The organism is Hymenobacter sp. APR13 (genome assembly GCF_000737515.1).
In the GTDB taxonomy this organism is placed as follows: domain Bacteria; phylum Bacteroidota; class Bacteroidia; order Cytophagales; family Hymenobacteraceae; genus Hymenobacter.
Map to the genome: position 1 here is coordinate 4,447,684 of NZ_CP006587.1, position 20,768 is coordinate 4,468,451.

At 63.2% G+C, this 20,768-nt stretch carries 16 protein-coding genes and 1 pseudogene; 8 read left to right on the forward strand and 9 right to left on the reverse strand.

Annotated elements, in window-relative coordinates:
* Positions 1-104: 104 nt before the first annotated feature.
* The 3 genes from dnaG to N008_RS18675 all read right to left on the reverse strand — a co-directional run bounded on the left by dnaG (position 105) and on the right by N008_RS18675 (position 5,034).
* On the reverse strand, positions 105-2,204 hold the full coding sequence (dnaG, locus tag N008_RS18665; RefSeq protein WP_044017831.1) for a DNA primase: 2,100 nt from the start codon (positions 2,202-2,204) through the stop codon (positions 105-107).
* A gap of 304 nt (positions 2,205-2,508) precedes the next feature.
* Entirely contained in the window at positions 2,509-3,522 is a 1,014-nt protein-coding gene (locus N008_RS18670; RefSeq protein ID WP_044017832.1) for an LLM class flavin-dependent oxidoreductase, read from the reverse strand.
* Between the two features lie 234 nt (positions 3,523-3,756).
* Entirely contained in the window at positions 3,757-5,034 is a 1,278-nt protein-coding gene (locus tag N008_RS18675; RefSeq protein ID WP_044017833.1) for a hypothetical protein, read from the reverse strand.
* A gap of 129 nt (positions 5,035-5,163) precedes the next feature.
* Here N008_RS18675 and N008_RS21945 point away from each other — a divergent pair, with 129 nt between their 5' ends.
* The 5 genes from N008_RS21945 (at position 5,164) to N008_RS18700 (ending at position 10,172) form a co-directional block, all read left to right on the forward strand.
* Positions 5,164-6,288, forward strand: a complete 1,125-nt coding sequence (locus tag N008_RS21945; protein ID WP_081910885.1) for a sensor histidine kinase — start codon at positions 5,164-5,166, stop codon at positions 6,286-6,288.
* The gene (locus N008_RS21950) at positions 6,269-7,441 is read left to right on the forward strand and encodes a sensor histidine kinase (RefSeq protein ID WP_052381739.1); all 1,173 of its coding nucleotides are present in this window, start codon (positions 6,269-6,271) and stop codon (positions 7,439-7,441) included. Before N008_RS21945 ends, N008_RS21950 begins: the two co-directional genes overlap by 20 nt.
* Positions 7,438-8,136 carry a LytR/AlgR family response regulator transcription factor gene (locus N008_RS18690; protein WP_052381740.1) on the forward strand — a complete coding sequence of 233 codons (699 nt, stop codon included), beginning with the start codon at positions 7,438-7,440 and terminating at the stop codon, positions 8,134-8,136. Before N008_RS21950 ends, N008_RS18690 begins: the two co-directional genes overlap by 4 nt.
* Positions 8,137-8,509: 373 nt before the next feature.
* Positions 8,510-9,613 (forward strand): Mrp/NBP35 family ATP-binding protein, encoded by a 1,104-nt coding sequence (locus N008_RS18695; RefSeq protein ID WP_044017834.1) that lies wholly within the window; start codon positions 8,510-8,512, stop codon positions 9,611-9,613.
* Between the two features lie 262 nt (positions 9,614-9,875).
* Positions 9,876-10,172 carry a NifU family protein gene (locus tag N008_RS18700; RefSeq protein WP_044017835.1) on the forward strand — a complete coding sequence of 99 codons (297 nt, stop codon included), beginning with the start codon at positions 9,876-9,878 and terminating at the stop codon, positions 10,170-10,172.
* Between the two features lie 89 nt (positions 10,173-10,261).
* Here the strand turns inward: N008_RS18700 and N008_RS18705 are convergent, their stop codons facing one another.
* Positions 10,262-10,714, reverse strand: coding sequence for a hypothetical protein (locus N008_RS18705; RefSeq protein WP_156109410.1), 453 nt, complete (start codon positions 10,712-10,714; stop codon positions 10,262-10,264).
* A gap of 389 nt (positions 10,715-11,103) precedes the next feature.
* On the opposite strand from N008_RS18705, the gene fahA reads away from it, so the two are divergent.
* Entirely contained in the window at positions 11,104-12,387 is a 1,284-nt protein-coding gene (fahA, locus tag N008_RS18710) for a fumarylacetoacetase (RefSeq protein ID WP_197062898.1), read from the forward strand.
* Between the two features lie 143 nt (positions 12,388-12,530).
* Here fahA and N008_RS18715 read toward each other — a convergent pair whose 3' ends face one another.
* Complete coding sequence (locus tag N008_RS18715) at positions 12,531-14,108, reverse strand: glycerol-3-phosphate dehydrogenase/oxidase (protein ID WP_044017837.1); 1,578 nt, start codon at positions 14,106-14,108, stop codon at positions 12,531-12,533.
* 278 nt (positions 14,109-14,386) lie between these two features.
* Between N008_RS18715 and N008_RS18720 the strand changes: the two genes are divergently transcribed.
* Together N008_RS18720 and N008_RS18725 are read left to right on the forward strand one after the other, a co-directional pair.
* Positions 14,387-15,541: a zinc-dependent alcohol dehydrogenase gene (locus N008_RS18720; protein ID WP_044017838.1), complete on the forward strand. Its 1,155-nt coding sequence runs from the start codon at positions 14,387-14,389 to the stop codon at positions 15,539-15,541.
* Positions 15,542-15,553: 12 nt separating this feature from the next.
* The gene (locus N008_RS18725) at positions 15,554-16,114 is read left to right on the forward strand and encodes a hypothetical protein (RefSeq protein WP_044017839.1); all 561 of its coding nucleotides are present in this window, start codon (positions 15,554-15,556) and stop codon (positions 16,112-16,114) included.
* A 110-nt stretch (positions 16,115-16,224) separates the two neighbouring features.
* Here the strand turns inward: N008_RS18725 and acs are convergent, their stop codons facing one another.
* From acs to N008_RS18740, 4 genes and pseudogenes are all read right to left on the reverse strand, one after another.
* Complete coding sequence (acs, locus tag N008_RS18730) at positions 16,225-18,150, reverse strand: acetate--CoA ligase (protein WP_197062899.1); 1,926 nt, start codon at positions 18,148-18,150, stop codon at positions 16,225-16,227.
* Positions 18,151-18,320: 170 nt separating this feature from the next.
* The gene (locus N008_RS24185) at positions 18,321-18,677 is read right to left on the reverse strand and encodes an AMP-binding enzyme (RefSeq protein ID WP_316963314.1); all 357 of its coding nucleotides are present in this window, start codon (positions 18,675-18,677) and stop codon (positions 18,321-18,323) included.
* Positions 18,656-20,263 (reverse strand): annotated as a pseudogene (locus N008_RS18735) (AMP-binding protein); the annotation flags it as partial. The pseudogene N008_RS18735 and the gene N008_RS24185, both read right to left, overlap by 22 nt.
* A 59-nt stretch (positions 20,264-20,322) precedes the next feature.
* Positions 20,323-20,709, reverse strand: coding sequence for a response regulator transcription factor (locus N008_RS18740; RefSeq protein ID WP_044017840.1), 387 nt, complete (start codon positions 20,707-20,709; stop codon positions 20,323-20,325).
* Positions 20,710-20,768 lie beyond the last annotated feature (59 nt).

Here is a 20,768-nt window from a genome sequence, read left to right on the forward strand (position 1 = left end):
CCAACTATTCCAGGCCACGACACCCCCCGACAGCCCCGTCCTCACGGCGCAAGATTCACCGGCAGGGCCAATTTTAAATTTTTAATCCTGAATTTATAATTGAATCAGGCGCCGCGCGGAATGACGGTGCCCAGCAGGTTGGCCAGCTGGTTGTCCATCTGCTTGAGCAGGTGAATGGTTTGCAGGTTTTCCATCATGCTGGCCTCGTCGGCGGGGTGGCGCAGGGCTTCGAGGCGCACGGCCAGCTCGCGCTCCACGTTCACCTTGTTGAGGCGCAGAATGGCGTTGTCGCAGGCGGTTTGCAGCAAGTCCAGCTCGCGGGGCACGTGGATCTGGTGGGTGGTCCAGTTGGGGCTGAGCTCGTACTTCTCGGTGGCCAGTTCGGCCACTACGCTGCGGATATCGGAGCGGCCGTGCTGGATGAGCGTACGCACCTCGGGCCAGCGGCCCTGCTCCAGCTCCTGCCGGCACAGGTGCAGCAAATCGGCATAGACGCTGGTTTTGAAAGGCGTATCGTCAAGCTGCTGCAGCAGGTACTGGGCCACGGCCACCTCGGGGGCCAGCGGCTGCGCCGAGTAGAGAAGCAGCAGGCGCACCACTTCCCGCTCGCACTGTTCCAGTACGTCGGGCACGGGCTCCAGGTCTTCGCGGGTGAGGGTGCCCAGGTCACCGCCACCGCCCATCAGGTCCTCGGGCGAGGCGCCGTACATCAGGGCTTCGGCCTCTTCCTCGGGGCTCATAGGCCGCGGGGCCGGGCGTTGGCTGGCGCCACCACCTGGCACCTGCTGGCCGCCGGAGCTACCGCCACCATAGCTGCCAGCTACCCCGCTCCCACCACTGCCGCTGCTACTCTGGCCGCCGGGTGCCTTTTGGGTGGCGTTGCGCACCAGCTTGTTGTACTCGGTGATGAGCACCTGCTCGTCGATGCCGAAGGCCTGCGAGGTCTGCTGCAGGAACACTTGGCGCTTGATGGGGTCGGGCACCTTGGCAATGCTCTGGAGCACCTCCCGGATGGCTTCGGCCTTCTTCACCGGGTCCTGGGCGGCTTCGCGGCTTACCAAGTCGGTTTTGAACTGGATAAAGTCCTGGCTGGCACCGTCGAGATGCTCCTTGAAGCGCTGGTCGCCGACTTTGCGGATGTAGCTGTCCGGGTCGTCGCCGTCGGGGAACAGCACCACGCGCACGTTCAGGCCGCCTTCCAGCAGCATGTCAATGCCGCGCAGCGAGGCCCGGATGCCGGCCGCGTCGCCGTCGTAGAGCACCGTTACGTTGTCGGTGTAGCGCTTGATAAGGCGGATCTGACCGTCGGTGAGCGAGGTACCCGACGAGGCCACCACGTTCTTGATGCCGCCCTGGTGTAAGCTCAGCACATCGAGGTACCCTTCCACCAGGTAGCACAGCTCCTCCGAGCGGATGGGCTGCCGGGCCTGGTAGAGGCCATACAGCACATCCGACTTGTGGTAAATCTCCGACTCGGGCGAGTTGAGGTACTTGGCGGTCTTGTCGTTGGGCTTGAGCGTGCGGGCCCCGAAGCCGATGACGCGGCCCGAAATGTTGTGAATCGGGAACATCACACGGCCCCGGAACCGGTCGTAGCGGCGGCCGGTGTCCTGGCCCTGGTCGTCTTCGCGGCGCACCACGAGGCCGGTTTTCTCCAGGTACTTCAGCTCGAACCCCGCCGCCGTGGCCGATTTCAGCAGGTCGTCCCACTGATCCAGGGAGTAGCCCAGCTCGAAGGTTTTGATGGTGGCTTGGTTGAGGCCGCGCTGCCGGAGGTAGCTCCAGCCGATGCTCTGGCCTTCCTCGTTGTCCTGGAGCAGCTTGTGGTAGTGGTCCTTGGCCCAGTTCGAGACGATGAACTGGGAGTCCTTTTCGTTCTGGGCCAGCTGCTGCTCGGGCGTCTTTTCCTCTTCCTGAACGTCGATGCCGTACTTTTTGGCCAGGTACTTCAGGGCCTCCACGTAGCTGGTGCCCTCGATGTCCATGATGAACTGCACCACCCCGCCGGCCTTGCCGCACCCGAAACACTTGTACAGCCCCTTGGCCGGGGCCACCGAGAAGCTCGGCGACTTTTCGTGGTGAAACGGGCAGCAGGCCCACATATTCTGGCCCTTGCGCTTGAGGCTCACGAAGTCGCCCACCACCTCCACAATGTCGGCGTGGTGGATAATCTGGTCAACGGTTTCTTTGGGGATACGGGCCAAGGCAGTGCAGGCAACAGGGGTAGCAGCGGAACAGAACCCCAAAGGTAGGCAGGAACCGCCGCGAAGTGGCACGCCTTGGGTTTACTGCTGGCTGGCTAAGTCACTTTGAACGTCATGCTGAGCGAAGCCGAAGCATCTCGCGTGCTGATGTTGAAATAGTAATCAGATGGTACCTGCTCCGTAGCCCAGGGTTTAAACCCTGGGCTAGTGAAGCAACGTCAGCAACGTCAGCAACGTCAGCACGCGAGATGCTTCGGCAAGCTCAGCATGACGTTCAGTTTGTGTTCCTAAACCACTCCCCCCCTTATCCCAGCAGCGGCTTCACCCGCTCGCCCAGCAGCTCGATGGCGCGGAGCAGCTTTTCAGGGGCCAGGTCGGCGTTGTCCATCTGGAACGTGACGCGGCTCACCCCGCCCAGCGACTCGGCGTGGCGCAGAATCTTGGCGGCTACTTCCTCGGGGTTGCCGACCAGCAGCGCGCCGCGGGGGCCGCGCTGGGCCTCGAAGTGGCCGGGCGTGACGGGCGGCCAGCCCCGCTCCCGCCCGATGCGCGTGAAGGTGCGGGCGTAGCCGGGGTAGTATTCGGTCACGGCCTGCTCGGTGGTGTCGGCCACGTAGCCCAGGGAATGCAGACCGACCTGCAGCTGCTCAGGCGCGAAGCCCGCCTTCCGGCCGGCCTCGCGGTATAAATCCACCAGCGGGCGGAAGCGGTGGGTTTCACCCCCGATGATGGCCACCATCAGCGGCAGCCCCATGGCCCCGGCCCGCACAAACGACTCGGGTGTGCCGCCGACGCCGCGCCAGATGGGCAGCTGCGCCTGCATGGGCCGCGGGTACACGGCCTGCCCCGTCAGGGCCGGCCGGAACCGCCCCGACCAGCTTACCTGCTCTTGGTCGCGGATCTGGAGCAGCAACGCCAGCTTTTCCTCGAACAGGGCGTCGTAGTCGTGCAGGTTCAGGCCGAACAGCGGGAAGGCTTCGGTGAAGGAGCCGCGGCCCACCACCAGCTCGGCCCGGCCGTTGCTCAGCAGGTCGAGGGTGGAAAACTGCTGGAACACCCGCACCGGATCGGCGGCGCTGAGCACGGCCACGGCGCTGCCCAGCCGGATGCGGCTGGTGCGGGCGGCCGCCGCACCCAGAATCACGGCCGGGGCCGAATCCAGGAACTCGCGGCGGTGATGCTCGCCGATGCCGAAGAAATCCAGGCCCACCTGGTCGGCCCGCTCGATACGCTCCAGGAGCTGGCCCAGGGCCGTGGCGTTGTCGGAGGCGGTGCCCCCCGTAGGGGCCGCGGCGAAGCTGTCGATACCAAGCTGCATAAGTGGGGAGTTGTCCGTTGTCAGGGCTAAAGCTACGCTCTGCCGAGCAACTGGGGTTCGCAGAACGATGTAGAGACGCAATATTTTGCGTCTCGTCGTTGCTGACGTTGGGTAAGTCTGCCCGACCCCAGTTGTTCAACGACGAGACGCAAAAATATTGCGTCTCTACATCGTTCACCTCCTTAAAATGGCAGGAGCGCAAACCGCAACGTTCGCGCTCCTGCCGTTGTGCTGCTAGATATTGTGGCTGGCGGTGGTTTCGGGGATGATGACCACGTAATCGTAGTTCATGATAGTCGTCAGCAGCTCGGAACTGCTGATTTTCAGCTGGTCGCGGAGCAGGGCGCGGCGCAGGGGGCGCACATCGAACACCTGCCAGGCCGTGCCGGCCGGCGTAGCGGCCACGAAAGGCCGGATCATGTCGGTGTCGGCGTTGGAATAAGTAGCCACGTTCTTGCTGAAATCCTGCGGGTTGAAGCCGCTGTTTTGGGTGCCTTGTTTGCCGATAACGAAGATGTGCAGCGACTTCTGGTCCTGCATTTCGGCCAAGTTCAGAGCCAGGTTGCCCACATCGTACACGCCGGCGGTAAAGCTGGCCCCGCGCCCCATGTGGCCGGCCCCGAACTTGAAGAGCATTTTGGGAAGCGGCTGGCCCGGCTGCTGGTAAGCGGGCAACTCGGCCAGCAGGTTGCGGCGCATCAGGTTTACGCGGTCCTGGTGGCTTTGGAGGCCAGTTTTGGGTTGGATAGCCGTCTGGTTGATGTGGACGCTGGTAATATACTCCTGCACCATGCGCTGCACCTCCGGGCTTTCCTGGCGGGCCAGGGCCGTGAGGCTATCCAGGGTGGCCGGCGTGTGGCGGTACACCGTGAGCTGGCTGGGGTCGGTGCCCATCACGGCTTGGTTGTGGGCTTGGTAGGCTGCGCCCCGTTGCCGCAGGTATGCCGCCGACTGCTTGTTTTTGGTTTTCTCAGCCAGCAGCGCGTAGAAGCGGCCCGGCGCGAAAAAACCCACCTGTTCCAGCCCCACAAGGGCAGTATTCTGGGCCCGCAACGCCCGGGCCAGCTCGAATTCCTCAGCCCAGCTGTAGAAGGCAAACCCCATCGGGTACTTCCGCTCAACGGCTACGGGCAGGCCGGGCTGCGCGGCCAGCCGCGTCAGGTCGCGGGCCTGGTACTTGTCGATTTCAGCCACGAATACTTTTGGCTTCAGCACCTGGGCCACGGCCTGGGTGAACTGCGGAATCTGGGCCATGCCGTGGTCTTCACCCACCAGCACCACCTGGCTTTTCTCGATGTCCTGCCGCAGCTTGTCCCAACCTGGGCCGGAAAACTGCGTGCCCTTCTGCTCCAGCGCAAACTGGTATTTGTGGGTGAGGCGGGTGAGCGTACTGTCCTGGGCCTGGGCGGGCAGGCTGAGCAGGCCGGCCAGCGCAACGCCAGCGGCCAGGCGCAAACGGCGGGCGGCAGTAGCGGTGGAGAAGCAGAGCGGAAGGCGGAAGGAAGGGTACATCGGGGAAGATTTAGTTGGCGAGCGGTAGATTCTGGAACGAAGAAATTGCAGAGCTTTAGGCTTCCGAAGTTTCTTCGACCAAGCGCGGGCCCCACACCACCAAAGCCCGACTTGGTCTGCTGTTTTGCTATGCCAGAATCTGTTTTGCGGGCCGCCGGGCGCTGGCCGGCCCCGAGTGCCCGCACCACCACGCTGCTGCTGCAGGCGCTGCTGTGGCTGGTGCTGGCCGGGTTCTACTTCGCCTGGAACAACCGCCCCAACTTCCGCTTCGAGGGGCCCAACTGGCCGCTGGTAGGGCTGCAGATGGGCTACGCGGTGCTGTTGTTCAATGCCCTGGTGTACCTGATTATTCCGCGCTGGCTGCTGCGCGGGCACTACGGCCGGGCCCTGCTGGGTGGGGTGGCCCTGCTCTATGCCTTTCAGTTCTGGATGTACGCCGGCACCCGGCTGGCCGAAGCGTACGTACCGCTGTCGGGGGTGCTGCGGCGCACTATGCACGGGTTTTACGTGGAAGGCTTCTGGGCCGGGCTCCTCAGCCCTGGTCAGCAGCTGAGCGTGTTTTTCGGGCTGCTGGCCATCTGTCTGTTTCCGGTGCTGATTAGCTTTCTGGCTTACGCGCTGGTGGTGGACCGCCGCCGGCTGCAGCTGGAGCGCAACCACCTGCGCCTGGAGTTGGGCTACCTCAAGTCGCAGATCAACCCGCAGTTTCTGTTCAACACCCTCGGCAGTTTGCACCAGCTCACCCGCACCCGCGACGCCCGGGCCGGTGACGTGGTGCTGCACCTGGCCGACCTGATGCGCTACGCGCTCTACGAAACCGATACCGAGCGGGTGCTGCTCAGCCGGGAGCTGGAGTTTCTGGAAGACTACCTGGCCCTGGAACGCCTGCGTCGCCCCGATACCGTGCGCATCAGCCACGAAACCACCGGCACGCCCGCCCACCAGCAGCTCGCGCCGCTGCTGCTGCACCCGTTTCTGGAGCGCCTCTGCGCCGGCCTCGACGCCGCCCCGCCCGGCACCGCCGCCACCCTGCACAGCACCGTGGCGTTGCAGCCCGAGGCCGTGACGTTTACCCTGACCCGCACCAGCGCCGTGCCCCTCACCTACCGCCCCGACGCGGCCGTGGACGCCGCCCTGCGCCGCCTGACCCTGCTCTACCCCGGCCAGCACACCGTGGCCCTCACCGAAGACGCCCACTGCGTGCACCTGCGCCTCCACCTGCAACTACCGCCCGATGCGCCGCTGGCTCGCTAAGACCCACACCCACGCCAGCCGTTTTTTTGCCACGCCGGGCGGCCGGGTGCTGCGGCACGCGGCCTGGTGGCTGCTGTTTGTGGGCTTTGAATACTACGTGTTCCGCGGCTTCGGCCAGACGCCGGTGGTAACCTGGAGCTTCGTGCTGAAGGATGCGGTGGCGGCCATCGGCAGCTACTATTTCTTCTCTGAAGTGCTGCTGCCGCACGTTTTGCTGCGGCGGCGCTGGCTGCTCACGGCGCTGGGGCTGGTGGCCATCTACTACGGCTGGGCCCTGTGCTCCTACGCCTGCTACGCCCTGCTGGACCGCTACGGCCTGATTTCCAAGGACCTCTACAGCTACGCGCACCGCTTCCTCGATGGCAGCCTGTGGGCCGGGGTGTTTTCGTGGCGCAGCGTGAGCATGGGCCTCAACGATTTTGCCGTGACGGTGGTGCCGCCCATTCTGCTGCGCTTCATCCGGTTTTTGCTCCGCAGCAGCAACCACAGCCTGCGCCTGGAGCGCGAAAACCTGCATCTGGAAGTGAATTTCCTCAAAGCCCAGGTGAACCCGCACTTCCTGTTCAACACCCTCAACAACCTGTATATGATGGTGGTGAAGCAGGACGAGCGCGCGCCCGACATGGTGCAGCACCTCACCCAACTGCTGCACTACACGGTGTTTGAGTCGGATGCGGCGCTGGTGCCGCTGGCGCGGGAGGTGGAGTTTCTGGCGGCCTACCTGCAGCTGGAGCGGCTGCGCTACGGCCAGAAGGTTCGCATCGACTACCAGCAAACCGGCCCGCTGGACGCCTACCGCGTCACGCCGCTGCTGTTCTTTCCCTTCGTGGAAAATGCCTTTAAGCACGGCGTGGACAGCAGCCTCGACGCTTCCTGGGTGGCCATTTTCCTCACGGCCGCCGATGGCTGGCTGCAGTTCGAGGTCCGCAACAGCTTCAGCCCCGATGCTCCGCGGCGCGAAGTAGGCGGCGTGGGCATTGCCAACGTGCAGAAGCGCCTGGCCCTGCACTACGCCCCGCCGGACTACCAGCTCCGCCTCACCCACGACCCCGACGCCTACACCTACCGCGTAACCTTGGCCCTGCGCCTCGCCCCGGCCGCCGCCGCTGTTCCCGCTGCGGCTTCCCTCCTGCCCATCTCCCCAATGCTATGATTAACTGCCTGATTATCGACGACGAGCCCTTCGCCCGCGAGCTGCTGCAGGGCTACATTGCCCAGATGCCCGGCCTGCACCTGGTAGCCAGCTGCGAGCATGTCTTCGAGGCCCTGGAGGTGCTCCAGCAGCAGCGCATCGACTTGCTGTTTTCCGACATCAACATGCCCCAGGTGAACGGGCTGGAGTTTATCCGCTCTTTGCACAACCCGCCCTACGTCATCTTCGTCACGGCCTCGCCCCACCACGCGCTGGAAGGCTACGAGCTCGACGCCCTCGATTACGTGGTGAAGCCCGTGTCGTTTCCGCGCTTCATGAAGGCCGTGAACAAGGCCCTAGCCGTGGTGGGCAGCCGCCCGGCCGCCCCGGTGGCCGCCGCGCCGCAGTTTCTGTTCGTGAAGGAGGGCCACTCCCTGCGCCGGGTGCTGTTCGAGGAAATCTACTACATCGAGGGCATGAAGGACTACATCCGCATCGTGCTCAAAAACCAGATGATCATCACCTACCTGCGCATGAGCCGCGTGGAAGACCAACTGCCACCCAGTCGCTTCATCCGCATCCAGAAGTCCTACATCGTGCGCCTCGACGCCATCCGGGCCATCAGCGGCAACGAAGTTGAGCTCTACGACCTGCCCGAAAAGCTGCCTGTCGGCAAGCAGCACAAAGAACCCCTGCTAGCCCAGTTCGGGCTGTAGTTTGCCCCAAAAAGAACGTCATTCCGAGCAGCACGAGGAATCTCGCGTGCTGACGTTGTGGCCGTGGTAACGATGTAGAGACGCAATATTTTGCGTCTCGTCGTTGCTGACGCTGGGTTCGTAGGAACGATGTAGAGACGCGACACTTCGCGTCTCGTCGTCGAATGACCGGAACCGCATCACTTAAACAACGTCAGCAACGACGAGACGCAAAATATTGCGTCTATACATCGTTCCAGCGGCCACAACGTCAGCACGCGAGATTCCTCGCTCCGCTCGGAATGACGTTCTATGGGAACAATGTTGCGCAACCGCCGCCCCGGTTTCCGGGTTATCTTTGCGCTTTGCATCCGCACTTTCTTCGCTGACTATAATGGAACCCATTACCAAAGAAGCCGTCCTCAAGGCCCTGAGCTACGTGGAGGAGCCCGACCTGGGCAAAGACCTCGTGACGCTCAACATGATTGAGGACGTGCAGATTGACGGCCGCCGCGTGTCGTTCACGGTGGTGCTCACCACGCCCGCCTGCCCCCTCAAACAGCTCATCCACGACGCCTGTGAGCGGGCCATCCACACGATGGTGGACAAGGACGCCGAAGTCGTCATCGTCATGACCTCGCGCGTGACCACCATGCGCCAGAACCGCGACCTGCTGCCCGGCGTGAAGAATATCATTGCCATTGCCTCGGGCAAGGGCGGCGTGGGCAAAAGCACCGTGACGGCCAACCTAGCCATTGCGCTGGCCAAAACCGGCGCCAAGGTGGGCCTCGTGGACGCCGATATCAGCGGCCCCAGCATGCCCCTCATGTTCGGCGTGATGGACGAGCGGCCCCACGTATTCCAGGGCCCCGACGGCAAAAACCTCATCCAGCCGGTGGTAGCACACGGCGTGAAGCTGATGAGCATCGGCTTCCTGGCCCCGGCCGAGTCGGCCATTGTGTGGCGCGGCCCGATGGCCTCCTCCGCCCTCAAGCAGTTCATCACGGAAGTGGACTGGGGCGAACTGGACTACCTGCTCCTCGACATGCCCCCCGGAACCTCCGACATCCACCTGACGATGGTGCAGACGGTGCCCGTCACCGGCTCGCTCATCGTGACCACGCCCCAGAAAGTAGCCCTGGCCGACGCCGAAAAGGGCCTGCAGATGTTCCGGCTGCCGCAAATCAACGTGCCGGTGCTGGGCATAGTGGAGAACATGGCCTGGTTTACGCCCGCCGAGCTGCCCGACAACAAGTACTTCATCTTCGGCGAAGGCGGCGGCGTAGGACTGGCGGCCAAGCACGAGGTGCCGCTGCTGGGCCAGATTCCGCTGGTGCAGAGTATCCGCGAAAACGGTGACCAAGGCACGCCCGCCATCCTGCAGGACGGCACGCCGGCCGCCGAGGTCTTCGCCCAGCTGGCCGAGGAGCTGGCCCGCCAGGTGAGCATCCGCAACGCCGTAGCCCCGAAAACCAACATCGTGGAAATGAAGTCGTAACTGGCGGAACGAACCAGAACGTCATTCCGAGCAGCGCGAGGAATCTCGCGAGTTGACGTTGCCAAAGTAATCCAACATCAGCACGCGAGATGCTTCGCTGCGCTATGCATGACGTTCTCCGTAGCTACGCCTCCCCTGAACTTCTCCCCGCTCCGGCCGGTTTACCGTAGCGTCGGGCGAATGTTCTACCTTTGCTTTCGTATTGCCGACGCTGGCGGACACTTTGCCGCCCGACCAGCGTAAAACCCGTGAAATCCCCGTTATGACCGTATCGCCCACCGTGGAAACCCATCCGCTCCTGCCCCGCATCGAACAGGCCCTGGATACCATCCGGCCCTACCTGGCCGCCGACGGAGGCAACGTGCGCGTGCTGGAAATCACCGACGACATGGTGCTGCGCCTGGAGCTGCTCGGTGCCTGCGGCACCTGCCCCATGTCGCCGATGACGCTGAAAGCCGGCGTGGAGGAATCGGTGAAGAAGGCCGTGCCCGAAATCCGCGCCGTGGAGGCCATCAACGTCACGCCCATGAGTGAGCAGCCCGCCGGCCAGGTCCGGTAGGCTCGTTTCCTGAGTAACACAGCAGCGCCCCGCTCCTGCCGGTTTTCCGGTTGGGGCGGGGCGCTGTGGGTTTTGGTACTACCCAATGCTTATCCTATTCTACCTGCTTTGATTAGCGGCTTAAACTCGGTTTCCAAATAAACTTCTAGTGCTAAGAGCCAATGCCTATCGTCTCTTTTTTTAACATTAAATAGTAGAATTGATTTATCGCTATAGCAGTCAATATCCCCTATACAGTAACCATTCTGCTGAGTTTGAACTTTAATATGCTCCATCACCCTATACCTGCTATTGCGCATACTTACACCAACTCTGTAAACTTTATCATCACCAATAAACACATATACGCCTGGATGCCACACTATATTATTCTCAGCAGATGGGAGCTTAAGTAAATCAATGGTCTTATAATCCATTGGCGAATTGTTATCCAGTAGATCCATAATTTCGAATTTGCTCTCAATAGGGGCAAACTCTTTCTTAAATGCATCTATCACGCGCTGCTTCATGGCACTTCCAGAATCTATCACTAGATCTTCCATAGACTGTCCTAATGGTGACTTTTTCCGATTACTATTATTTGTTTTTCTGAGTAAGCGAACTGCTCATAAGTACAACTAGCAATTTCTCAAATTGAGTCATTCTCTTACTTGGCTCAGAAGGATTACTAGTCTTTTCTTCCGCTTTTAAGGAAAGAAAGCTGTTGTGTCGAGTCAATTTTTCCATGAATAAAAAAGACAACTGAATTTCTTATGGTACTCCGCTATTTCAACGATGCGCTGAGCGTTACTGTTCGGATGCGGGCCTTGAAAGGTAGCTGTCAGCCGTCTATATAAAGATAGCACCTTCTGGTCGTTCATAGGTTCCAGAGGCCCGCCCTATTTCGCCGGCCCCGTTACCTTTACCGCTCCTACCACCAACTATCGACCGAATGGCTAACCCCAACGACCCCGCCCTGCACTCCTGGATTGATATTGCCCCCGGCAGCGACTTTCCCATTCAGAACCTGCCGTTTGGCGTGTTCGAGACGGAGGAGCGCGGGCCTCGGCTGGGCGTAGCCATCGGCGAGTACGTGCTGGATTTGTACGCCGTGGCCCAGTTCGGCTTTTTCGAGGACCTGGAGCTGGGCGCGAAGATGCCCAAGGTGTTCCGCCGCCGCTCGCTCAACCAGTTTATTGCCCTGGGCCGGCCGGCGTGGCGGGCCGTGCGCCAGCGCGTCTCGGAGTTGCTGCGCCACGACAGCACCGCCCTCCGCTCGGATGAGGTGATGCGCGAGTGCCTGCTGCGCCAGACGGAGGTGCAGATGCTGCGCCCCGTGAAGCCCCACAACTACACCGATTTCTACAGCAGCATCGAGCACGCCACCAACGTGGGCATCATGTTCCGCGACCCGGCTAACGCGCTGCTGCCCAACTGGCGCCACATTCCCATCGGCTACCACGGCCGGGCCAGCAGCATCGTGGTGAGCGGCACCGATATCCGCCGGCCCAACGGCCAGCGCAAGGCCCCCGATGCCGCCGCGCCCACCTTCGGACCCTCGCAGCAGCTGGATTTCGAGCTGGAAGTGGGCTTTATTGTGGGCCAAGGCACGGAGCTCGGCGACACCGTGCCGATTCAGTACGCCGAGGACCACATTTTCGGGCTGGTGCTGTTCAACGACTGGAGCGCCCGCGACATTCAGAGCTGGGAGTACGTGCCGCTGGGGCCGTTCCTGGGCAAGAGCTTCGGCAGCAGCGTGTCGCCGTGGGTGGTGACGCTGGACGCGCTGGAGCCGTTCCGGGTGGCCGGCCCCGTGCAGGAGCCGGAGCCGCTGCTGTATCTGCGCCAGCTGGACAAGCACAACTTCGATGTGCACCTGGAAGTGGAGCTGCAGCCCGAAAACGGCCCCGCCACCACCATTTCCCGCTCCAACTTCGGGCTCATGTACTGGAGCATGGCCCAGCAGCTCACCCACCACGCCTCCAACGGTTGCAACCTGCAAGTCGGCGACCTGTACGCCTCGGGCACCATCTCGGGGGCCACGCCCGACTCGCTGGGCTCGATGCTGGAGCTGGCCTGGCGCGGCACCCGCCCCCTGCCCCTGGCCGACGGCTCGGAGCGCAAGTTCCTGCTCGACGGCGACACTGTAACCATGCGTGGCTACTGCGAAAAAGACGGCCTGCGCATCGGCTTCGGCGAGGTGACGGGCAAGGTGCTGCCGGCTCCGGTGGTGTAGCGTGACCTCACCCCCTAGCCCCCTCTTCAAAAGAGAGGGGGAACTAGATTTAATCAAAACTAAAAAAGCCCGCCGGGACGCTCGGTGGGCTTTTTTTAAGCTAATTTTCTAGAGCTAGTCCCCCCTCTCTTTTGGAGAGGGGGTTAGGGGGTGAGGTACCCGGCCGCTAGCTCCTTGAACTCCGCTACCTGCTGCTGTTGCCAGGCTTCGGAACGTCCCAGCTCAATGGCCAGCAGCTGCGCCACCGCCGGAGCGGCGGCCAGCGCGGCGCAGGCATCCAGAAACAGCAGCCGCAGGCGCCGGGCCAGCACGTCGGGCACGGTGCGGGCCATTTCGTGGCGGATGGCCCACACCACTTCGGCCCACACATAGGGGAAGCCGGGCGCTACCGGCGCCGCCCAGGCGGGGTTTTCGGTTAGCAATTGCTGCAGCGCCGACGCGTCGGAACCATACGCGGCCAGTGCCGCATTGGGCAGTGGCAGGTTGGAGGCGGGAGCACCGTGTAGGGGCAATACGGCGGTGCGGCAGGCCTGCACGGGCAAGCTTCCCAGTTGCTGAGCGCGGTTTACCACGTCCTCGGCCATCTGGCGGTAGGTGGTCCATTTGCCGCCCGTGATGGTGAGCAGGCCCGACTCTGATACCAGCAGCTTGTGGCTGCGCGAAATCTCCTTGGTGGCAGCCCCGGCTTGCGCCGGCGCGGCCAGCGGGCGCAGACCGGCCCAGGTGCTGAGCACGTCGCGTAGCTGCGGCGGGCGCGTGAGGTAGCGGCCGGCGGTTTCGAGAATGAAGCGGATTTCTTCGGCCTGGGCACGGGGCTCGGGAGTGGCTTGCGGCACCAACGTATCGGTGGTGCCCACCACCACCCGGCCCAGCCACGGCACCGCAAACAGCACCCGGCCGTCGGGCGTCTGTGGAATCATGAGGGCCTCGGGGCCGGGCAGAAAGTCGGCGGGCAGCACCACGTGCACGCCCTGGCTGGGGCGCACCAGCGGCGCGGCGGCGGGCGTGTCGAGGTGCAGCACTTCATCCACGAACACGCCGGTGGCATTTACCACCACTTTGGCCTGCAGCGTGTAGGTGCGGCCGGTTTCCTGGTCGTGGGCTGTAGCGCCGCACACGCGGCCGGCGGCGTCTTTCTGCAGCGCCGTTACGGCCATGTAGTTGAGGACGGTAGCGCCGTGGTTGGCGGCGGTGCGGGCCAGCGTGAGGGCTAGGCGGGCATCGTCAAACTGCCCGTCGAAGTAGCGCACGCCGCCGCGCAGGCCCGCGGGCTGCACGCCCGGCAGGTGCTGGGCGGCTTCGGCCGCGTTCAGCAGGTGGGCCCCGCCAATGCCCTGGCGGCCGGCCAACAGGTCGTAGAGCTTCAGGCCCAGCAGATACCAGGGCCGCTCCCACCACCGGTAGCACGGAATCACGAAGGCCTGCCGATGTGCCAGGTGCGGGGCATTTTGCAGCAGCCGGGCCCGCTCGCGCAGGGCCTCACGCACCAGCCCTATCTGGCCCTGGGCCAGGTAGCGCACGCCGCCGTGCACCAGCTTGGTGCTGCGGCTGCTGGTGCCCTGGGCAAAATCTGCGCGCTCCAGCAGCAGCGTACGGTAGCCGCGGCTGGCGGCGTCCACGGCCACGCCCAGCCCCGTGGCCCCGCCCCCGATGATGAGCACGTCCCAGACGAGGGTTTCAGCGATTTGAGTGAGGTGGGTTTCGCGGGTGAAGTGGTGCATAGGATCCAGCGAGCCGAAATGGGCATGCCAGTATACGCAACTACCCTGCAGGTTCAGCTTATTTTTTTAGCCATTTGGTCGGCGGTTATTTATCCGGGTGTCAGCGGCTTGGCTGGCAGCCTGTTCCGCTGGCGACTGGCAGCGCTGTAGCTGAACACTAACAACCTTGGCACACACTACCGGGTACACCCCAACAGCGACTCTGGTAGCAGGCGCTGCATTCCAGCCACGCCGCGGCCTCGTCTCACCTGTTCAATTTCCCTTAAAGCCAAACACTTATGCTAGCCATGGACTACCGGGGCCCGAAAAGGGTCCGCGCCGTGCAAAAACCCATGCCGGAGATAATGCACCCGCAGGATGCCATTGTACGCGTATTACGCACCTGCATTTGCGGCTCCGACCTGCACCTCTACAACGGCAACGTGCCCGACACCCGCGTGGGCTCCACCTTCGGCCACGAGTTTGTGGGCGAAATCGTAGAAATCGGGGCCGATGTCACGAAAGTAAAAGTGGGTGACCGGGTGCTGGTGCCCTTCAACATTGCCTGCGGCGAGTGCCACTTCTGCCGCCAGGGCATGTTCGGCAACTGCCACGAATCCAACACCGAATCCACGGCGGTGGGGGCCATTTTCGGCTACTCGCACACAGCCGGTGGCTACAACGGCGGCCAGGCCGAATACGCCCGGGTGCCCTACGCCAACGTGGGGCCCACCATCATCCCGCCGGATATGGACCTCGATGATGCCGTGCTGCTCACCGACGTCATCCCGACCGGCTACCAGGCCGCCGAAATGGCCGGCATCCAGACCGGCGACACGGTGGTGGTGTTTGGGGCGGGGCCGATTGGCATTGTGGCCGCCCGCTGCGCCTGGCTATTTGGCGCCGGCCGCGTTATCATTATCGACCAGGAAGACTACCGCCTGGAATTTGCCCGCAACTACTCCTACTGCGAGGCTTACAACTTCAAGGAAATGAACGATCCGGTGCTGTTCATCAAGAAAATCACCGACTGGATGGGCGCTGACTGCGTGATTGATGCCGTGGGCGCCGAGGCGGCCGGCAACACCATGCAGACCATAACGGGCCGTAAGCTGCTGCTGCAGGCCGGCTCGGCTACGGCGCTGCACTGGGCCATCAATTCCGTGAAAAAAGGCGGCGTGGTGAGCATTGTGGGCGTATATGGCCCGACGGACAATCTCGTGCCCATCGGCAACATGATGAACAAGGGCTTAACTATCCGGGGCAACCAGACTTCGGTGAAGCGCCTGCTGCCGCGCCTGATTGAGCACGTGCAGAACGGCGTGCTCAACCCCAAGGCGCTGATTACGCACCGCATCCCGCTGGAAGACGTGGCCGACGGCTACCGCATGTTCTCCGCCAAGCTGGACAACTGCATCAAAACCGTGCTGATGCCCCCTACCGCCAACCAGTAACGCCTCGTCATCATGGAAAAGACTCCGAAGAATAGCCCGAAAAACCCTCGTATCGACCCCAAGCAAATCAAAGGCTGGGGCATTGATGCCGACCCGAAAAACGACCCCACCTACCCCATGCGCAAGCGCATGAACGTGGGCGAGGACCCCGACAGCAAGCACCGCCCCGATCATCTGCAACCGGAAGACACGGAAGTGTTGCGCTCTATTGAGCGCCCCAACGTATCGGCCGTGTTTGGTACGCCGGCCCCGCCGGCGGGGTTGAGCGGCATGATCCGGCGAGTAGCATTCAAGTACAGCGAGAATGAGTACAAACACTGGCTGCCGCTGGTGCTGGCCGACCGGGTGAACGTAGTGGAAGGCATCGTGGGCGACCTGGCCCACGGCAAGCTGCCCAACATCTGGGCCGAGAAAGGCTATGATATGGAGTGGAAGCATAACCGCACGGCCTTCGTGACAAAGCTGGCCACGATTGGGGCCGTAACGGCTGGTCTGGTCGTGTGGCTGTCGTCGGGCAGAAGCAAGAAAAAGCAAGTTAAGCGTGTCAAAAAAGACTACTTGAGCCGGTTTTAACTGACCACTGCGTTAGCGCAGCATAGCACAAAAAAACGCCCCAGCTTTTCGGCTGGGGCGTTTTTTTGTGCTACAGCTTAGCCGCTACCGAAGCGGCAATAGCTGCTGGGCTATTTTCGGCCTTCGATAATCTCGTCTACCACAGCTGGGTCGAGCAGCGTGGTGGTGTCGCCGAGGCTGCTGATTTCGCCTTCAGCCACTTTGCGCAGGATACGGCGCATGATTTTGCCGGAGCGGGTTTTGGGCAAACCCGATACAATCTGAATCTTGTCGGGCTTGGCTATTTTGCCGATCTGGGCCACGATGGTTTCGATGATGCTGGCTTCGATGTGCGCCTTGTCAGACTCTTTCTCCACGGCTCCTGACCGGCAGATGACGTAGGCATAGATGCCCTGGCCTTTCACATCGTGCGGGAAAGCCACCACCGCCGACTCGATGACGTTGTGGTTCTGGTTGATGGCGTTTTCGATTTCGGCCGTGCCGAAGCGGTGGCCGCTCACGTTTATCACGTCATCGACGCGGCCGATGATGCGGTAGAGGCCGTCGGCGTCGCGGCGGGCGCCGTCGCCGGTGAAGTAGTAGCCTTTGTAGGGCGCAAAGTACGTCTGCACGGCCCGCTCATGGTCGCCGTAGGTGGTGCGGATGATGCCGGGCCAGCTGTGCTTGATGGCGAGGTAGCCTTCCTGGTCGTTGCCCTCGATTTCGGTGCCGTCCTGGTTGAGCAGCACGGGCTGCACCCCGGGCAGCGGCAGGCCCGCGTGGGTGGGCTTGCTGGGCGTGATGCCGGCCAGGGCCGAAATCATGATGCCACCGGTTTCCGTCTGCCACCAGGTATCCACGATGGGGCAGCGCTCCTTGCCCACGTGCTGGAAGTACCAGTACCAGGCCTCCTCGTTGATGGGCTCCCCCACCGACCCCAGCACCCGCAGCGAGTCGAGGGAGTAGCTGAGCACGTTGTCGAGGGGCGCGGCCATGAGGCTGCGGATGGCCGTGGGCGCGGTGTAGAAGATGCTGACCGAGTGCTTGTCGATGACTTCCCAGAAGCGGCCGGCGTCGGGGTACGTAGGGATGCCCTCGAACATGAGCGAGGTGCTGCCGGCCAGCAGCGGGCCGTAGAGCAGGTACGAGTGGCCGGTCACCCAGCCGATGTCGGCGGTGCACCAGTAGATGTCGTTTTCTTCCACCTGAAACACGTTGCGGAACGTGTAATCGGCCCACACCATGTAGCCGGCGGTGCTGTGCACCACGCCTTTGGGCTTGCCGGTGCTGCCCGAGGTGTAGAGGATGAACAGCGGATCTTCGGCGTCCATTTCCTCGGCGGGGCAGGTTTTGGCCACGCCCTCGGCTTCCTCGTGGTACCACACGTCGCGGCCTTCCTCCATGTTTACGGGCCAGCCGAGGTGCTCCACCACGATGACGCGGCGCACGCCGGGGCAGGTTTCCAGGGCCTCGTCTACCACGCGCTTCACCGGAATCTGCTTGGCGCCGCGGTTGAGGCCGTCGGCGGTGAGCACCACGGTGGCCTGGGCGTCGTTCACCCGGTCGGAAATGGCGGTGGCCGAGAAGCCGGCAAAAATCACCGAATGCACCGCTCCGATGCGGGCGCAGGCCAGCACCGCAATGGCCAGCTGCGGAATCATGGGCATGTAGATGCACACCCGGTCGCCTTTTTCCACGCCGTTGTTGTGCAGCACATTGGCAAAGCGGCAGACCTCCTGGTGCAGCTCGCGGTAGGTGAGGCGCAGGTGGCGGGTCTTGGTGTCGTTAGGCTCGTAGATGATGGCCAGCTTGTTGCCGCGCGTAGCCAGGTGTCGGTCGAGGCAGTTTTCGGTGATGTTGAGGCGGGCGCCCGCAAACCACTCGTTGTGGCCGGTGGCCATGTCGGAGGTCAGCACCTTATCCCACTTCCGGCGCCAGGTGAAGGGCGCGGCAACAGAGGCCCAGTACTCTTCGGGATGATGAATGCTGAGGTGATACGCTTCGTGGTACTCTTCGAGCGTACGGATTCGGGCGTGTTTCACAGGGGTTTCGGGCATGGTAGGGGGAGAATTGAGGTGGTGAAATTTTAAGGCTAGTTCCCCTCCTTGGAGAGGAGGGGCTAGGGGTGGTTGATGAACGTTGAACGGTTTTTAGAGCTAGAACTAGATGATTTTCAATGATTGTCAACCACCACTAGTCCCTCCTTTGAAAGAAGGGAAACTAGCTTTTAGCTTTGGTTTGTAGCTGCTGGGTTTTCAAACGCCTGCCCTATCTGCCTTCGGCGCAGCACCTCCCGGATTTCGTCGAGGATGGCGGGGTCGTCGATGGTGGACGGGATGGGGCAGTCTTCGCCGTCGGCGAGCTGGCGCAGGGTTTTGCGCAGGATTTTGCCGGAGCGGGTTTTGGGCAGGCGCGCCACCACGGCCGCGTGCCGGAAGCAGGCCACCGCCCCAATCTGCTCCCGAATGAGGGCCACCAGCTCCTGCTCCAGCTGGGTTTCGGGAGGGTCTGGCCATCTTTGAGCACCACCAGACCCACGGGCACCTGGCCGCGCAGCTCGCAGGCAATACCCAGCACGGCGCACTCGGCCACGGCCGGATGGGCCGCCAGCAGCTCTTCCATCTCGCCGGTACTCAGGCGGTGGCCGGCCACGTTCATCACGTCATCCACCCGGCCCATGATGTAGAGGTAGCCCTCGGCGTCACGGTAGCCGCCGTCGCCGCTGAGGTAGTAGCCGGGGAAGGTGTCGAGGTAGCTGCGCTGGAAGCGGGCGTCGTCGTGCCAGAGGGTGGGCAGGCAGCCGGGCGGCAGCGGCAGGCGCACCGCCACCAGACCGGTGGTACCGCGGGGCACAGGCAGGCCGGCTTCGTCGAGAATCTGCACGTCGTAGCCGGGTACGGCGTGGCCGGCGCTGCCGGCGCGGGGCGCGGGCATATCGGGCAGCCCCACCAGCGTGGCCAGCATCGGCCAGCCCGACTCGGTCTGCCACCAGTGGTCCACGACGGGCACGCCCAGCGTAGCGCCGGCCCAGTCGTAGGTGGCCGGGTCGCACCGCTCGCCGGCCACAAACAGATGGCGCAGGCTGCTGAGGTCGTACTGGCCGGCGAGCTGGCCGGCGGGGTCTTCCTTCTTGATGGCGCGGATGGCGGTGGGCGCCGTGAACAGCACCCGCACCTGATAGTCCTGGATGATGCGCCAAAACGTGCCGGCGTCGGGGGTGCGCACGGGCTTGCCCTCGAAGAGCACCGTGGTGCAGCCGTGCAGCAGCGGCCCGTATACGATGTAGCTGTGGCCCACGGCCCAGCCCAGGTCGGAGGCGGCCCAGAAGGTTTCGCCGGGCTCGACCCCGTAGATGGCGCTCATGCTGTACTTCAGGGCTACGGCGTGGCCACCGTTGTCGCGCACCACGCCTTTGGGCTTGCCGGTGGTGCCGCTGGTATACAGAATGTAGAGCGGGTCGGTGGCGTCGAGGGGCTCGGCCGCTACGGGCGCGGCCTCCAGCAGCGTGCGGTAGTCCACGTCGCGCGGAGCCTGCATTTCCGCCGCGCAGAAGTCGCGCTGCAACACCACCACGTGGGCGGGTTTGTGGGTAGCCTTGCTGATGGCGGCATCCACGAGGGGTTTGTAGGGAATGGGCGTCGTGACTTCCATGCCCGCCGAAGCGCAGACGATAACGTGGGGCTGGGCATCGTCAATGCGCACGGCCAGCTCGTGGGGCGCAAAGCCACCAAACACCACCGAATGCACCGCCCCCAGCCGGGCGCAGGCCAGCATGGCCACCACCGCCTCGGGCATATTGGGCATATAGATAATGACCCGGTCGCCGCGCTGCACGCCCAGCTGGCGCAGGCCGCCGGCAAAGCGGCTGGTGAGGTCCAGCAGCTCGCGGTAGGTGTAGCGGCGCACGGTGCCGGTCACCGGCGAATCGTAGAGCAAGGCCGACTGGTCGGCGCGGCCGTTTTCTACGTGGTAGTCCAGGCAGAGCCAGCTGGTATTCAGCTGCCCGCCCCGGAACCAGCGGTAGAACCCGGTGTCGGGGGCCTGGCTGAGCACCGGCCGGGGCGGCTCCCGGAACCAGTGCAGCTGCTGCGCCTGCGCGGCCCAGAAAGCTTCGGGGTTTTGGAGGCTGGCGGCGTATTCGGCCAGGTAAGAGGAAGAGGCGGAATTCATAGGGTGGGAAGCAAACGGGCGTGGGTGGGCAGAAGGCGTTTTGCGGAACCGGCAAGCGGCTAGCTGCTGCTGGCCAGCGGCAGCAACTCGCGCACTTTTTCCATGAGCTGGCGGGTGCTGAAGGGTTTGGGCAGGTAGAGGTCGGCGCCGGCGTCGTAGCCTTTCTGCACGTCGGCCTCCTTGCTTTTGGCCGACAGCATAACCACGCGGGTGGCGGCGCGGTCGGGGCGCTGGCGCAGGTGGCGGCACACCTGGTAGCCGTCCACATCGGGCATCATGATATCGAGCAGCACCACGTCAAAGGCGGTGTGGTCGATGGCCTCCAGGGCTTCGGTGCCGTTGCGGGCAATGCTGACCTGGTAGCCGCTTTTGCGCATCAGAAATTCCAGCGACATGACGATGTTGGGCTCGTCATCGACAATGAGAATGTGCGGGGCGGTAGGCATGGGGTAGTTGTTTTCGGAGGATGGGGCGGGTGGAGCGGAATTGCGAGTGAACGTCATGC

What these genes read in the sequence shown, in the direction of transcription:
- N008_RS18670 (WP_044017832.1), bottom strand. Translation starts at nt 3,522, where the DNA reads ATGCAGCTTGGTATCGACAGCTTCGCCGCGGCCCCTACGGGGGGCACC.
- N008_RS18675 (WP_044017833.1), bottom strand. Translation starts at nt 5,034, where the DNA reads ATGTACCCTTCCTTCCGCCTTCCGCTCTGCTTCTCCACCGCTACTGCC.
- N008_RS21945 (WP_081910885.1), top strand. Translation starts at nt 5,164, where the DNA reads ATGCCAGAATCTGTTTTGCGGGCCGCCGGGCGCTGGCCGGCCCCGAGT.
- N008_RS21950 (WP_052381739.1), top strand. Translation starts at nt 6,269, where the DNA reads ATGCGCCGCTGGCTCGCTAAGACCCACACCCACGCCAGCCGTTTTTTT.
- N008_RS18690 (WP_052381740.1), top strand. Translation starts at nt 7,438, where the DNA reads ATGATTAACTGCCTGATTATCGACGACGAGCCCTTCGCCCGCGAGCTG.
- N008_RS18695 (WP_044017834.1), top strand. Translation starts at nt 8,510, where the DNA reads ATGGAACCCATTACCAAAGAAGCCGTCCTCAAGGCCCTGAGCTACGTG.
- N008_RS18700 (WP_044017835.1), top strand. Translation starts at nt 9,876, where the DNA reads ATGACCGTATCGCCCACCGTGGAAACCCATCCGCTCCTGCCCCGCATC.
- N008_RS18705 (WP_156109410.1), bottom strand. Translation starts at nt 10,714, where the DNA reads ATGGAAGATCTAGTGATAGATTCTGGAAGTGCCATGAAGCAGCGCGTG.
- fahA (WP_197062898.1), top strand. Translation starts at nt 11,104, where the DNA reads ATGGCTAACCCCAACGACCCCGCCCTGCACTCCTGGATTGATATTGCC.
- N008_RS18715 (WP_044017837.1), bottom strand. Translation starts at nt 14,108, where the DNA reads ATGCACCACTTCACCCGCGAAACCCACCTCACTCAAATCGCTGAAACC.
- N008_RS18720 (WP_044017838.1), top strand. Translation starts at nt 14,387, where the DNA reads ATGCTAGCCATGGACTACCGGGGCCCGAAAAGGGTCCGCGCCGTGCAA.
- N008_RS18725 (WP_044017839.1), top strand. Translation starts at nt 15,554, where the DNA reads ATGGAAAAGACTCCGAAGAATAGCCCGAAAAACCCTCGTATCGACCCC.
- acs (WP_197062899.1), bottom strand. Translation starts at nt 18,150, where the DNA reads ATGCCCGAAACCCCTGTGAAACACGCCCGAATCCGTACGCTCGAAGAG.
- N008_RS18740 (WP_044017840.1), bottom strand. Translation starts at nt 20,709, where the DNA reads ATGCCTACCGCCCCGCACATTCTCATTGTCGATGACGAGCCCAACATC.